At 67.1% G+C, this 13188-nt stretch carries 15 protein-coding genes (1 of these 15 cut by a window edge); 7 read left to right on the top strand and 8 right to left on the bottom strand.

Annotated features, from left to right (window positions below):
* Window positions 1–489, bottom strand: the 5' end (the start) of a protein-coding gene (gene tyrS / locus G332_RS0100110; RefSeq protein ID WP_019624956.1) for a tyrosine--tRNA ligase. It extends 717 nt beyond the left edge of the window; 489 of the gene's 1206 nt are visible here — the first part of the coding sequence; it begins with the start codon at window positions 487–489; its stop codon lies beyond the left edge, outside the window.
* A gap of 275 nt (window positions 490–764) precedes the next feature.
* Here tyrS and G332_RS0100115 point away from each other — a divergent pair, with 275 nt between their 5' ends.
* Window positions 765–1889 carry an anhydro-N-acetylmuramic acid kinase gene (locus tag G332_RS0100115; protein ID WP_019624957.1) on the top strand — a complete coding sequence of 375 codons (1125 nt, stop codon included), beginning with the start codon at window positions 765–767 and terminating at the stop codon, window positions 1887–1889.
* A 246-nt stretch (window positions 1890–2135) separates the two neighbouring features.
* Here G332_RS0100115 and erpA read toward each other — a convergent pair whose 3' ends face one another.
* The 4 genes from erpA to argC form a co-directional block, all read right to left on the bottom strand.
* Window positions 2136–2510 carry an iron-sulfur cluster insertion protein ErpA gene (erpA, locus tag G332_RS0100120; RefSeq protein WP_019624958.1) on the bottom strand — a complete coding sequence of 125 codons (375 nt, stop codon included), beginning with the start codon at window positions 2508–2510 and terminating at the stop codon, window positions 2136–2138.
* Window positions 2511–2567: 57 nt separating this feature from the next.
* A complete protein-coding gene (locus tag G332_RS0100125; protein ID WP_019624959.1) occupies window positions 2568–3002 on the bottom strand; it encodes a polymer-forming cytoskeletal protein in 435 nt (144 codons plus the stop codon).
* The gene (locus tag G332_RS0100130; protein WP_019624960.1) at window positions 2999–3679 is read right to left on the bottom strand and encodes a DUF6776 family protein; all 681 of its coding nucleotides are present in this window, start codon (window positions 3677–3679) and stop codon (window positions 2999–3001) included. Before G332_RS0100130 ends, G332_RS0100125 begins: the two co-directional genes overlap by 4 nt.
* 112 nt (window positions 3680–3791) lie before the next feature.
* Window positions 3792–4844: an N-acetyl-gamma-glutamyl-phosphate reductase gene (gene argC / locus G332_RS0100135; protein ID WP_026340464.1), complete on the bottom strand. Its 1053-nt coding sequence runs from the start codon at window positions 4842–4844 to the stop codon at window positions 3792–3794.
* Window positions 4845–4939: 95 nt separating this feature from the next.
* Between argC and G332_RS0100140 the strand changes: the two genes are divergently transcribed.
* Entirely contained in the window at window positions 4940–5455 is a 516-nt protein-coding gene (locus G332_RS0100140; RefSeq protein WP_019624962.1) for a peroxiredoxin, read from the top strand.
* 30 nt (window positions 5456–5485) lie between these two features.
* The gene (locus tag G332_RS0100145) at window positions 5486–5998 is read left to right on the top strand and encodes a CopD family protein (protein ID WP_019624963.1); all 513 of its coding nucleotides are present in this window, start codon (window positions 5486–5488) and stop codon (window positions 5996–5998) included.
* A gap of 44 nt (window positions 5999–6042) precedes the next feature.
* On the opposite strand, the gene ptsP is transcribed toward G332_RS0100145, so the two are convergent.
* Entirely contained in the window at window positions 6043–8310 is a 2268-nt protein-coding gene (gene ptsP, locus G332_RS0100150; protein WP_019624964.1) for a phosphoenolpyruvate--protein phosphotransferase, read from the bottom strand.
* A 20-nt stretch (window positions 8311–8330) separates the two neighbouring features.
* The gene (locus tag G332_RS0100155; protein ID WP_019624965.1) at window positions 8331–8903 is read right to left on the bottom strand and encodes an RNA pyrophosphohydrolase; all 573 of its coding nucleotides are present in this window, start codon (window positions 8901–8903) and stop codon (window positions 8331–8333) included.
* A gap of 162 nt (window positions 8904–9065) precedes the next feature.
* Between G332_RS0100155 and G332_RS0100160 the strand changes: the two genes are divergently transcribed.
* The gene (locus G332_RS0100160; RefSeq protein WP_019624966.1) at window positions 9066–9752 is read left to right on the top strand and encodes an HAD family phosphatase; all 687 of its coding nucleotides are present in this window, start codon (window positions 9066–9068) and stop codon (window positions 9750–9752) included.
* Here the strand turns inward: G332_RS0100160 and G332_RS0100165 are convergent.
* Complete coding sequence (locus G332_RS0100165; protein WP_019624967.1) at window positions 9745–10191, bottom strand: hypothetical protein; 447 nt, start codon at window positions 10189–10191, stop codon at window positions 9745–9747. The two genes, G332_RS0100160 and G332_RS0100165, sit on opposite strands and share 8 nt — an antisense overlap.
* An 83-nt stretch (window positions 10192–10274) precedes the next feature.
* Here G332_RS0100165 and thiD point away from each other — a divergent pair, with 83 nt between their 5' ends.
* The 3 genes from thiD (at window position 10275) to hemL (ending at window position 13056) form a co-directional block, all read left to right on the top strand.
* The gene (gene thiD, locus G332_RS0100170; RefSeq protein WP_019624968.1) at window positions 10275–11063 is read left to right on the top strand and encodes a bifunctional hydroxymethylpyrimidine kinase/phosphomethylpyrimidine kinase; all 789 of its coding nucleotides are present in this window, start codon (window positions 10275–10277) and stop codon (window positions 11061–11063) included.
* Window positions 11053–11697, top strand: a complete 645-nt coding sequence (gene thiE / locus G332_RS0100175) for a thiamine phosphate synthase (protein WP_026340465.1) — start codon at window positions 11053–11055, stop codon at window positions 11695–11697. The genes thiD and thiE overlap by 11 nt, the downstream gene beginning before the upstream one ends.
* A gap of 81 nt (window positions 11698–11778) precedes the next feature.
* Window positions 11779–13056: a glutamate-1-semialdehyde 2,1-aminomutase gene (gene hemL / locus G332_RS0100180; RefSeq protein WP_019624970.1), complete on the top strand. Its 1278-nt coding sequence runs from the start codon at window positions 11779–11781 to the stop codon at window positions 13054–13056.
* Window positions 13057–13188 lie beyond the last annotated feature (132 nt).

Here is a 13188-nt window from a genome sequence, read left to right on the forward strand (position 1 = left end):
AATAGCGATCGGCTGCTGTGCGGTATAACGCTTGTGGAAATCGTCGCGCTCGAGCATGCGTGCGACGGTGTGGCGGGCGGCGAGCTGCACCATGCCAGCCGCCCCCATCGGCTCCATCCACGTTGAGTTAAAGACCACTTCAGTGCGTTCGGGATCGAGGATGCGAAACACCTGCTCCCGGTAGGTCGCGGCATTGCGCTCGATATCCGCCGCGGACAGGGGCGGGCGGGTCGCATTCTTGCCCGAAGGATCACCGATACGCCCGGTGAAGTCGCCGATGAGGAACAGGATGTGGTGACCGAGGTCCTGCAACTGGCGCAGCTTGTTGATCAGCACGGTGTGTCCGAGATGCAGGTCCGGCGCTGTGGGATCAAAGCCGGCCTTGACCCGCAGAGGTCGGCCGGTCTTGAGACGCTCAACGAGGTCATCCTCGAGCAAGATTTCATCGGTGCCGCGACGAATGACGGCCAGCTGGTCTTCGAGTTCCATGACGCCCCCTGGTTGAGGGAAACACTGGTTGATACCCACGGTCGCGCGCCCGTTTTGCGCAACAACGGGCAAGCAGAATCACCCCCGCTGCCCGACAGGAATGGTCTCGGAAAACCTGAGGCAGCAACGCGCGCGAATACTTTAAGCAGCGTTTCCCTGGATCGGAATCCGGCCGGGATGGCCGACAACGCGCAAGGATACCGCGAGGCCCGACCGGACGCGAAATGGCCCGGTAGTCCAGAATGGGCGCTGCCCGACGCGACAGGATCTGCGCCATGACCGACCGTTATATAGGATTGATGTCCGGCACCAGCCGGGATGGGATTGATGCCGTTCTGACCGAGTCCCTTGGCGGCGGCCGCATGCAGGTCCTGGATCACTTGCAGCTCGAGTTCCCGGACGACCTGGCCGCAGAACTGGCGACTGCCGCGACCACGACGACACTGCGCTACGCGCAGCTGGGCACGCTGGATGCGAAGCTCGGGGACCTGTTCGGGCAGGCCGTGCTGGCGCTACTGGAGCAGACTGGCCTGCCCCCCGCGACGATCCGCGCGATCGGCAGCCATGGCCAGACCGTGCACCACGCCCCTGACCGCAACCCGGCCTTCACCTGGCAGATCGGCGACCCGTTCCGGATTGCCGAGATCACCGGAATCGACACGGTTGCCCAGTTCCGCCCCCGCGACATCGCGGCCGGAGGCCAGGGCGCGCCCCTCGCCTGCGGCTTTCACGCCGCACAGTTCGCCAGCCCGGACGAGGCCCGGGCAGTCCTGAACCTGGGTGGCATCGGGAACATCACCTGGCTGGCACCCGGCCGGGCCGTCACCGGCTTCGACTGCGGGCCGGCGAACACGCTGCTGGACGCCTGGAATCGGTGCCATCAGGGCACAGCGTTCGACCGAAATGGAAACTGGGCGCGCAGCGGCCAGCCGGATCCGCACCTGCTGGCCAGACTGCTGGACGACCCCTTCTTCGAACGGCCACCCCCCAAGAGCACCGGCCCCGAATACTTCTCACCCGCGTGGCTGCGCGCCCGTACCGGCGAGGCCCTGGAACAGGCGCGCCCCGAGGACATCCAGGCCACCCTGGTCGAACTGACCATCACCAGCGTGCGCCGCGCGCTGCAGGCAGTCGACATCCGCCCCCCGGCGCGGCTGCTGGTCTGCGGCGGCGGGGCGCTCAACACCTACCTGATGGAGCGCCTGCAGCAGACCCAGACCGGAACCCGGGTCGAAACCACCACAGGCCATGGCATCCCACCGCAACAGGTTGAGGGAGCGGCGTTTGCCTGGCTGGCAGCACGCACGCTGGCCGGCCACACCGGCAATCTGCCCGAGGTCACCGGCGCGCGCGGCCCTCGGGTGCTCGGCTGCATCATCCCCGGCGGAACCGGCCGGTAGCACCACGACCGGCTGTACCACGCGCCTGATCTTGGAAAACCCGGGGATGCCAACATGAGTGTGTGCATTCATCCGTGCTTCCCTGAGAGCCCTCTTGCAGCCTGCTTCGAAAGTGAGCACTTGCCGGGGCCGATTCCGGCGGCACATACCTGTGCCGCCGCGAAACGCCAACCAAGCGGTGCCCCTGAAACGCAGAAGGCCCGCCGCGGAGAACCGGGGCGGGCCTTGCAAAGGTAACGGTCCGGATCAGACCGAGAAGCTGGAACCGCAACCGCAGGTCGTGGTCGCGTTCGGGTTGCGAATCACAAACTGCGCACCCTCCAGACCCTCGGAGTAATCGATCTCGGCGCCGGCCAGATACTGGAAGCTCATCGGATCAATCAGCAGGGTCACGCCCCCGTTCTCCACCACAGTGTCGCCTTCGCCGACGGTCTCGTCGAAGGTGAACCCGTACTGGAAGCCGGAGCAACCACCACCGCTGACAAAAACCCGAAGCTTCAGGTTTTCGTTGTTCTCTTCTTCGATCAGCCCCTTCACCTTGGTCGCCGCAGCGTCGGTAAAGATCAGCGGGCTGGGGATCTCAATGTCCATTTCCGCTTCGGACGTCATGGGCTCGGACATGCAGGGCCTCCTGTGTTCAATATTTTCTGACACGCTACGGAAAGCCGACCCTCAGAGTCAAGAATGCGCATCTTCCGTAGGATTAGCCAGGCTGCGGGTCTCACCCGGCCCTTCCAGCTCACCCTGCAGCGGGTGGTCGACCCGTTTCAGCAAGCCGTCGACCTGGGCCCCCTCCGACATCTGCAACGCCGTGTAATAGAGGTTGCCCGCAAGCCGCGCGGTCTCGCCCAGTTCCACGTGTTCACCGACATGGACGTCCCCCTGCACCTCGCCGTTCATCAGCAGGCGGGGCACGGCGATATGGCCTTCGACCACGCCGCCCTCGGCCACCACCAGCACCGCGCCCGGATCGGATGCGGCCCGGATATCCCCAACCACCCGGCCCTCGATATGCAACCCGCCCCCGAACTCGACATCGCCGTGAATCACCGTAAGACTCCCCACCAGCGTATCCACCTTTTTCGCGCGGCGGCCTCGCTTGCGTCCAATCATGGTATTTCCTCCAACAGACGATCCCATGCGACCTGCTCGGCGACGGGCTCGATATTTTCCTCATCCTTGGCGACCGCACGCAGGGTCAGACGCTGCGGCTCGAAACCCTCCGGCAGTCGTATCCGCACCCGCTGGCCACGCAGCAGGCGGAGCCCTGCAACGCTGCGGTCGGCATCTACACCCAGGGCATCGGCGTCGAGGACGATCCGGTCCTCGCCTTCCGCCGCGTAGCCCTCAACCTCCAGGGACCATTCCAGATCCAGCGACCGATTCAGCCCCGGACGGTAAAGTTGAAAAGTCACATCAAAGCCCCTGGCCTGCCCGGTGCGCTGCAACCGCAACGCGCGAATGCCAAGGCCGTCCCCCTCCGCCCCCTCAGCCAGGCGGCGATAAAACGCGAGCTCGTCGCGCAGCATCAATAGCTCGGACTCCTGCCGTTCGATATCGGCGGCGAACGCCTGGACCTCGGCGCGCTGCATCTCCAGCTCCTGCTGGGTCCGGCGCAGGGCTGCCACGGCCGCCTGATGCGCGGCAGTCTCCCGTTCCAGCTCCGCCTGCAGCGTCTCGATACCCTCATGGGCATCCGCAACAACCTCCAGGGAATCGGGCAGCGATCCCGTCCACCACAGGGCAATGACAACAACCGGCACCACCAGCGCGATCGTCAGCGGCGGCACAACCCACCACGCCCATCCGCGGCGGCGCCCGCGACGCGAGCGCCGCGCCGGGGGGATTCGCGGCAAACGGGGCGGACGCGGGAATTGGGGCGTCATACGGATCTTCCCGGCATCAAGGGAACACGGGCAGCCCGCTCAGACCTGCGGTCTCCTCCAGGCCGAACATCAGATTCATGTTCTGCACCGCCTGCCCGGCCGCGCCCTTGACCAGATTGTCGATAACCGACAGGACCATCAGTCGGTCCGAATGCGGCGGCTGCGCCAGTGCAATACGACACAGATTGGTACCCCGCACGCTGGACGTTTGCGGATGTGACCCTGCGGGCATCACATCCACGAATGGCTCGTTGTGGTAGCGCTTCTCGAAGCAGGCCTGCCAGTCCGCCTGCCCGTGCGGGCGCAGATAAAGCGTCGCATGAATGCCCCGGGTCATCGGCACCAGGTGCGGCTGGAAGATCAGGCCCACCGATTGCCCCGCCACACCGCTCAGGGTCTGCTGGATCTCCGGCCAGTGCCGGTGACCACCACTGGCATAGGCCCGGAAGTCCTCCTGCACCTCGGCGAACAAACCGCCGATCTGCGCCTTGCGACCCGCGCCGCTGACCCCGCTCTTGGCATCCGCGATCACGTCGTCAGGGTCCACCAGACCGGCCTCCAGCAGCGGCAGCACCGCCAGACTGACCGCCGTAGGATAACAGCCGGGCACGGCGATCAAGCGGGCAGCGCGAATCTGCTCACGGTTGAGCTCGGGCAGACCGTAAACGGCCTCGTCCAGATACTGCGGCGCCCCGTGCGCCTGACCGTACCAGCGCGCCCACAACTCGGGATCGCGAATGCGGAAATCCGCCGACAGGTCAATAATGCGCACGCCCCGCTCCAGCAGGGGAGCGGCAAGCCCGTGCGCGACGCCGTGGGGCGTGGCAAAAAAGACCACATCGCAGTCGCCAAGAACCGCCTCGTCCGGGGCCTGAAACACCGCATCCACTGCCCCCCGCAAGCTGGGAAACATCGTGGCCACCGGCGTCCCGGCCTCGCCACGCGAAGTCACCACATGCAGGTTGGCGGCCGGGTGACGCGCCAGCAGGCGCAACAACTCGACACCGGTGTATCCGGTCGCACCGACAACCCCGATGCGGATAGGCTTGCTACTGGTTGCAGTCGTCATGCTGCGGCATGATACCGGCTTGATCGCGGCCACGGAACGCAAGCCGCTGCAGCCAGTCCACATTTGCAGACCATCCACCAACGAGACCACATCTCATGAGCAAGGGCAGGATCGACCGCAAGGCCATCTTCGGAGGCATCTTCATCATCGCGCTGATTGCCATCGCCGCGACCATCTGGCTGACCGATGACGGGATGCGACCCGCACCTGCCTTCGCCGCCACCACACTGGATGGCGAAGCGGTCGCGCTCGAGGACTACGAGGGTCGCCCCGTGATGATCTCGTTCTGGGCGACGAACTGCCCGTCCTGCGTGCGCGAGATACCGAAACTGACTCATCTGCACGAGACCTACTCCGACCACGGTTTCGAATTGCTGGCGGTCGCCCTCTCCTACGACCCGATCAACCGCGTGGAAGCGATGCGCGAGGACCGTGAAATCCCCTACAAGGTGATCCACGACAGCGACGACACCTTCTCCCAGGCCTACGGCGGAGTGCGCCTGACCCCCACGACCTTCCTGATCTCGCCCGGCGGTCGCATCGTCTATCAGAAGCTGGGCGACCCGGACTTCGAACAGATCGAACGCCACCTGGAACGCTGGTTGTCGTAAGCACGGCGCCGCCCGACGAGAAAAACGACCATGCAAGCCTATAACTGGTACCTCAGCCTCCATGTGATCTTCATGGTCACCTGGTTCGCCGGGCTGTTCTATCTGCCGCGCCTGTTCGTCTATCACGCGATGACCGCGGACGTCCCGGGCCGGGAACGCTTCAAGATCATGGAGCGCAAGCTGTTCTACGGGATCATGACCCCCGGCGCCCTGCTCACCATCGCCTTCGGGGTGGTCATGCTGATGGATCGCTCGTTCTACCTGGCCGAGCCCTGGATGCACTTCAAGCTGACCCTGATCGCCGTGCTGATCGCCTATCACGTCTGGTGCGGCAAGATCGTGCGTGACTTCCGTGACGAGCGGAACCGCCGCGATCACACCTGGTATCGCTGGTTCAACGAGGCCCCGGTACCGATCCTGGTCGGCGTGGTGGTGCTGGTGATCAACCGCTCCATCCCGGATGCCCTGATCGCCATAGGCGTCGTGCTGAGCATCTTTGTCGTAACAGCCCTGGTTGCGCGGATGCGCGCCCGGCGTACCTGACCCGAAGCCAGCGGCGGCCACGGACCGCAGACACAGTCGTTGCCTCAGGTCTTGCCGGCGCGCACCAGCCCGCCCAGCCCGGCCTGGACCAGGGCGTTGTTGAGCAGCGAGCGGATCTGGTCCGCATTCTCCAGCAGCCGGCACTGCGCCAGCAGGGCCTCGGCGCGATCGGTGGAGAAGCTGCGGATTACCCATTTCACCCGCGGGATGGCGGACACGCTGACACTGAGGCTGTCGATCCCCATGCCCAGCAGCAGGATTACCGCGGCCGGATCGGCCGCCATCTCCCCGCAGACACTGACCGGCTTGCCGGCCCGATGCGAACCCTCGGTGATGGTCTCCAGCGCATGGATACAGGCCGGATGCAGGGTGTCATAGAGGCTGGCGACGCGCGCGTTGTTGCGGTCCACCGCGAGCAGGTACTGCACCAGGTCATTGGTGCCCACGGACAGAAAATCCACCCGCCGCGCCAGCATCTCCGACATATACACCGCCGCCGGCACCTCGACCATCACGCCAATGCGCGGCACCGGGATACGGAAGCCCTCGTCCAGCAACTCCTCGCGCGCCCGATTGAGCAGGCTCATGGAGCCCTTCAGCTCGTCCAGGGCCGAGATCATCGGGAACAGGATCTGCAGATTGTCGTGGGCGCGGCTGGCCTTGAGCATGGCCCGCAGCTGGGTCAGGAAGATCTCCGGGTGGTCCAGCGAGATACGGATGCCGCGCCAGCCCAGAAACGGGTTGTCCTCCTTGACCGGGAAATACGGCAGCGCCTTGTCGCCGCCGATATCCAGCGTGCGCAGCGTCACCGGCATCGGGTCGAACGACGCCAGCACCTGCTCGTAGAGCTGGACCTGTTCCTCCTCGCCCGGGAAGCGGTCCCGGATCATGAACGGGACCTCGGTGCGATAAAGCCCCACGCCCTCGGCCCCGGACTCCAGCGACGGCTTGATGTCCGCCAGCAGACCGGAGTTGGCGAGCACCGGGACCGCCACCCCGTCACGAGTCTCGGCCGGATCCTTCGCCAGGGCACGCAGATCCTCGGCCAGCTCGCGCTCCTCACGCACCAGGCGTTCGAACTCGGCGCGCAGCTCCGCGTTCGGATTCACGAACAGCCGCCCCCGGTAGCCATCCACCAGGATCTCGCGCCCTTCCAGGCGCCCGACCGGCAGCTCGGAAACCCCCATCACCGCCGGAATGTTCAAGGCCCGCGCCAGGATGGCGATATGGGACGACCCGGTACCCTTGGCCGAGACCATCGCGCCCAGGCGCTCGATCGGCACCTCCGCCAGATGCGAGGCAGTCAGGTCATCGCCCACCAGGATGCCGCCATCGGGAAACTCCTCCTGACTACGCTCGGCGGGCAGCAGGTGCGACAACACCCGTCGCCCGAGATCGCGCACGTCGGCCGCGCGCTCGCGCAGATAGGGGTCTTCCATGTCCTCGAACACCCGCACGCTCTCGCGCACCGTGTCGCGTAGCGCGGCCGGCGCCCACTGGCCGTTGCGGATGCGCGCCTCGGTCTTGTGCACCAGCGAATCCGAACCCAGCAACAACAGGTAGGCGTCGAACAGCACCTGCTCGTCCGGACCGAGGGCCTCGCCCATGCGCTGCTTCAGGTCCTCGATCTCGGTCCGGGTATCGGCCACCGCCGTCGCCAGGCGCTCGAGCTCCTCGTCCACCCCGGCCCCCTCGCGGTCCGGGATGGACTCGAGATCCGCCAGCCGATAGGCCACCACGGCACGCCCGATCGCGACCCCCGGGGAACCGGCGATGCCGGTCGCCTCGACATTCACATGCCCGATCAGCGGGGTCTCCGAGGAGATCTCGTCATTAAACTCGGCGTAGGCGATCGCACCGGCCAGCTGCGCGGCCAGCGTAATCAGGAAGGAAACATGTTCGTCATCGAACTTGCGCGCCTGGTGCTGCTGCACGACCAGCACCCCGAGCAGGTTGCGCTGGTGAATGATCGGCACCCCGAGAAAGGCCAGGAAGTGCTCCTCGCCGGTCTCCGGGAAGTAGCGAAAGCGCGGGTGATCCTGGGCACTGTCCAGGTTGACCGGCTCGGCACGCGAAGCGACCAGACCCACCAGACCCTCGGACGGGTCCATCTCCACATGCCCGACGGACTCCTCGCGCAACCCCTCCGAAGCCATCAGGACCAGGCGTCCCGACTGCGGCGATTTCAGATAGATCGAGCAGACATCGATCGCGAGCGCGGCCTTCACGCGGGTCACGATGATATGCAGCGCTTCGAAAAAATCGGCCGCGCCATTCACCTCCTGCACCACACGGCGCAGGACCTCCAGCATCGACGGCGGGCTCGGGTTCGTCAACGCGAAGACACCGGCAGGGCGCGCGACGGGGGCGGATCACCGGAGTCTCCGCTGCACGCGCGGCGCGGGCCCGCGCGCCCGTCTTCCAGCTCCGGGAACATCAGCGGCACCAGCTCGCACAGCGCGCGGCGGTAGACCTGACGCTTGAAATGCACGACCTCGCGCGCCGGCCGCCAGTAGTCAATCCAGCGCCAGTCGTCGAACTCCGGGGTTTCCATTGCATCCAGCACCACGTCGTTCTCGTCTCCCACCATGCGCAGCAGGAACCAGCGCTGCTTCTGCCCGATGCAGACCGGGCGCTTGTGGCGCCGGACCATGCGCTCCGGCAGACGATAGCGCAGCCAATGACGCGTATAGCCCAGCACCTCAACGTGCCGGGGCAGCAGGCCCGTCTCCTCGCGCAACTCGCGAAACATCGCCTCTTGCGGCGTTTCTTCCGCGTGCACGCCACCCTGAGGAAACTGCCAGGCCTCCTGACCAACCCGCTTGCCCCAGAACAGCTGCCTTTCCGCGTTGCACAGGATGATGCCTACGTTTGCGCGATACCCGTCACAATCAATCACTTGCATCAGCCAGATACGTTTCTCTTACTGGCATTGTTCCACAGCCGGCGTCCCGGCGGCAAAACCCCTACCCGGTTTCCGGTGCCGGTCCGACGAGAGCATCAGGCTGCAGGCCGCCACGCCCGCCGGTACACTTTCGTCCGACTCATGCCAACCCGAGAACCACCGATGAATCTGGCTCTGTTCGACCTCGATAACACCCTGCTCGCCGGCGACAGTGATCACGCCTGGAACCAGTTCCTCGCCGAGGTAGGCGCCGTGCATCCGACCTGCCACGCCGAGACCAATGACCGCTTCTATAAGGAATATGTGGCAGGGACCCTCGACATCCACGAGTTCTGTCGCTTTGCGTTCAGCCCGCTGGCCGAACACCCACGCGCGCAGCTGGAGGCGTGGCGGGAGCAGTTCATCGACACCCTGATCCAGCCGATGATCGCCCCCGGGGCCCGGCCGCTTCTGGCAAGGCACCGGGCCGCGGGCGACGAGCTGGTGATCATCACCGCGACCAACCAGTTCGTGACCCAGCCGATCGCCGACATCCTCGGCGTGGACCACCTGATCGCCACCCTGGCCGAAGAGCGTGAAGACGGGGCGTTCACCGGCGAACTGACGGGCGTGCCCTGCTTCCAGGAAGGCAAGATCGAACGCCTGCGCCAGCACCTCGCGGATCATCCGAACCCCGAGGGCGCGATCACACAGGCCAGCTTCTACAGCGACTCGCGCAACGACATCCCGCTACTGGAACAGGTCGGCCGCCCCGTGGCCGTGGACCCCGACCCGGCCCTCGCGGAACATGCCCGCCAAAAGGGCTGGCCGGTCATCTCGCTGCGCGAGCCGGCAGGCGCAGTCAGCTGAACAGACCGGCCATCTGATCCAGGCGCTGGCCGGCCGGGGTATCCCCCTTGCCGGCGGCCACGACCGCATCGCGGTAGCCCGCCACCAGCTCCGGCACCACGGCCGTCACCTGCTTGCGGCGCAGACGCCCGGCGCCGGTAACCGGCCAGGTCGCGCGGAAGTCACAATTATCCAGCGCATCGCAGACCCACAGGCTCCACTCGTGCCGCGTCACGTCGATCTCGTGCTGACGGATCACCAGGCGATAGACATGCTCGGCATTCATATCCGCCATGCCCACCCCGGGGCCCACGTGCTCCACCTGCAGCTCGGCGGCGATCCGGTTGATCGCCTGCTCCAGCGCGGCCAGGGCCTGGTCGACCTCCGCATTCAGCGTACCGCCGGCCTTCGCGGCGGCGACCAGGGGACGGATGGACTCGACTTCGAACTCGTGGCTCATGCTGCGTACACTCCCGGGATTCGGAACAGGAACGCCCCGGGGGTGCCGGGGCGCGCGCAACCTTAGCACGGGAGTCCTCATTCATGAATCATCCCCCGATCGCGCTGACCATTGCCGGCTCCGACCCCGGTGGCGGCGCGGGTCTGCAGGCCGACCTGACTACCTTTACCCGGCTCGGCGTACACGGGGCCACGGCGGTGACCGCGATCACCGTGCAGGACACTCGCAACGTGGTGGATTTCACCGTGCTCCCGCCGGAGCAGCTGCGCGCCCAGATCGAGGTCACCCTCGCCGATCTCGAGGTCGCCGCGATCAAGATCGGCATGCTCGGCTCGGTGGAGAACGTGACCGTCGTCTCCGCGCTGCTCGGCGCGCACCCGCACATCCCGGTGGTACTGGACCCGGTGATGGTCGCCGGCGGCGGCGGGGCGCTGGCCACCGAGGCGGTGGTCGACGCCACGCGCGAGGCCCTGCTGCCGCGGGCCACGCTGATCACCCCGAACGGCCCCGAGGCCGCCCGTCTGGCCCGCACCGAGACGCCCGAAGAATGGGGGCCCCGGCTGCGCCAGCTGGGCGCGCGCAACGTGCTGATCACTGGCGGGCACGAGGGCGCCGAGCAGGACCCGATCATCAATCGCCTCTACCGCGAGGACGACCACATGCGCCCGTTCGAGCTGCCGCGCCACCCGGCCGGCTACCACGGCTCCGGCTGCACCCTGGCCGCGGCGATCGCCGCCTTCCTCGCCCGGGGCCGTGACATCGAACCGGCCGTGATCGAGACCCAGGCGTTCATGAACGATGCCATCGCCCGCGGCTATGCCCCCGGCCACGGCCAGCACATCCCCAACCGCCTGTGCCCGCATGACGACTGATAGCCGAGCGCCCCTGCGCGGGCTTTACTTCATCACCCCCGCGGTGCCGGAGGGCGCGGACCCGCGCGCCACCCACCTCGCCCATGCCGAGGCCGCACTGCGCGGCGGCGCCAGCCTGATCCAGTTCCGCGACAAGCAGCTCGCGGACGACGCTCGCGAGGGGATCGCCCGCGAGCTGGTCGCCCTCGCCCACACGCACGGCGCGCGCTGCATCATCAACGACGACACCGAGCTGGCCGCGCGCATCCAGGCCGATGGCGTGCATCTGGGCCGCGACGATCCGGACCCGACCGCGGCCCGCGCGCTCCTGGGGCCGGACGCGGTCATCGGGGTCTCCTGCTACAACGAGCTGGCGCACGCCGAGGCCGCCGCCCGGGCCGGCGCCAGCTATGTCGCCTTCGGCACCCTGTTCGCCTCCCCGACCAAGCCGGAGGCCGCCTATGCCGGGCCGGAGCTGCTCCGCCAGGCGCGCGCGGCACTGGACCTGCCGATCTGTGGCATCGGCGGCATCACCCCGGACAACGCGGCCGAGGTGGTCGCGGCCGGGGCAGACCTGGTCGCCGTGATCCAGGGCATCAGCGCCGCGCCCGACCCGGAAGCCGCCGCCCGACGCATCAGCACACTGTTCGACTAACCCCTTTGCACCGCCCGGCGGCCGCCGCTATGGTTGCCAGGCCTACCGACACCCGAACTCAACGAAACACAGGACACCGTCATGCAGGAAACCGAGCGTCTGTTCGAGGCCGCCAAAGAACACATCCCCGGGGGCGTGAACTCCCCGGTCCGCGCGTTCAAGGGCGTGGGCGGCACCCCGATCTTCATGGACCGCGCCAGTGGCGCCTACATGTGGGACGCCGACGGCCAGCGCTACATCGACTACATCGGCTCCTGGGGCCCGATGGTCGCCGGCCACGCCCACCCCGAGGTGATCGAGGCGGTGCGCGAGGCCTGCAACAACGGCCTGTCCTTCGGCTGCCCGACGCGGCTGGAAAACGACATGGCCGCGAAGGTCTGCGAACTGGTGCCGTCGATGGACCTGGTGCGCATGACCAACTCGGGCTCCGAGGCCACGATGAGCGCGATCCGGCTGGCGCGCGGCTACACCGGGCGCGACCGCATCGTGAAGTTCGAGGGCAACTACCACGGCCATGGCGACTCGCTGCTGGTGAAGGCCGGCTCCGGCGCCCTGACCCTCGGCCAGCCGAGCTCCCCCGGCGTGCCGAAGGAGCTGGCCGCCCTGACCAGCACCCTCACCTACAACGACCCGGACGGCGTGCGCGCCTTCTTCGCCGAGAAGGGCGACGAGGTCGCCTGCATCATCGTCGAGCCGATCGCCGGCAACATGAACTGCATCCCGCCGGAACCGGGCTTTCTCGAGACCCTGCGCGAGGTCTGCGACCAGCACGGCGCGGTACTGATCTTCGACGAGGTGATGACCGGCTTCCGCGTGTCGAAGAACTGCGCCCAGGGCTATCTCGGCGTCACCCCGGACCTGACCACGCTGGGCAAGATCATCGGTGGCGGCATGCCGGTGGGGGCCTTCGGCGGCAAGCGCGCGATCATGGAACACCTCTCGCCGCTGGGCCCGGTCTACCAGGCCGGCACCCTGTCCGGAAACCCGATCGCGATGACCGCCGGGCTCAAGACCCTGGAGATCCTGTCGCGTCCGGGCTTCCACGACGAACTGGAGCAGCGCACGAAGAAGGTCGTCGCGGGCTTCGAGGAAGCCGCGCGCGAGGCCGGGGTCGCCCTGACCACCAACCAGGTGCCGGGCATGTTCGGCCTGTTCTTCTCGGACCAGAAGGTCACCGACTTCGCCGGCGCCACCGCCTGCGACACCGCCGCCTTCGGCCGCTTCTTCCACGCGATGCTGGGCGAGGGCATCTACCTCGCCCCCAGCGCCTTCGAGGCCGGCTTCATGTCCAACGCCCACTCGGACGCGGACCTCGACGCCACCATCGAGGCCGCTCGCAAGTGCTTCAAGGCGCTCTGAGCGCCTGCCCCCTCTCGCCGGGCCGGCCGGCTCCATCCCAGCCGGCCCGGTCCCTGCCTGACGCCCCCACCCTCTCGTGCTTGAGGCCCTGACCCAGTCGCCGCCAGGGGAACACTGATCAATGTACACACT

The organism is Thioalkalivibrio sp. ALJT (genome assembly GCF_000381825.1).
Lineage (GTDB): Bacteria > Pseudomonadota > Gammaproteobacteria > Ectothiorhodospirales > Ectothiorhodospiraceae > Thioalkalivibrio.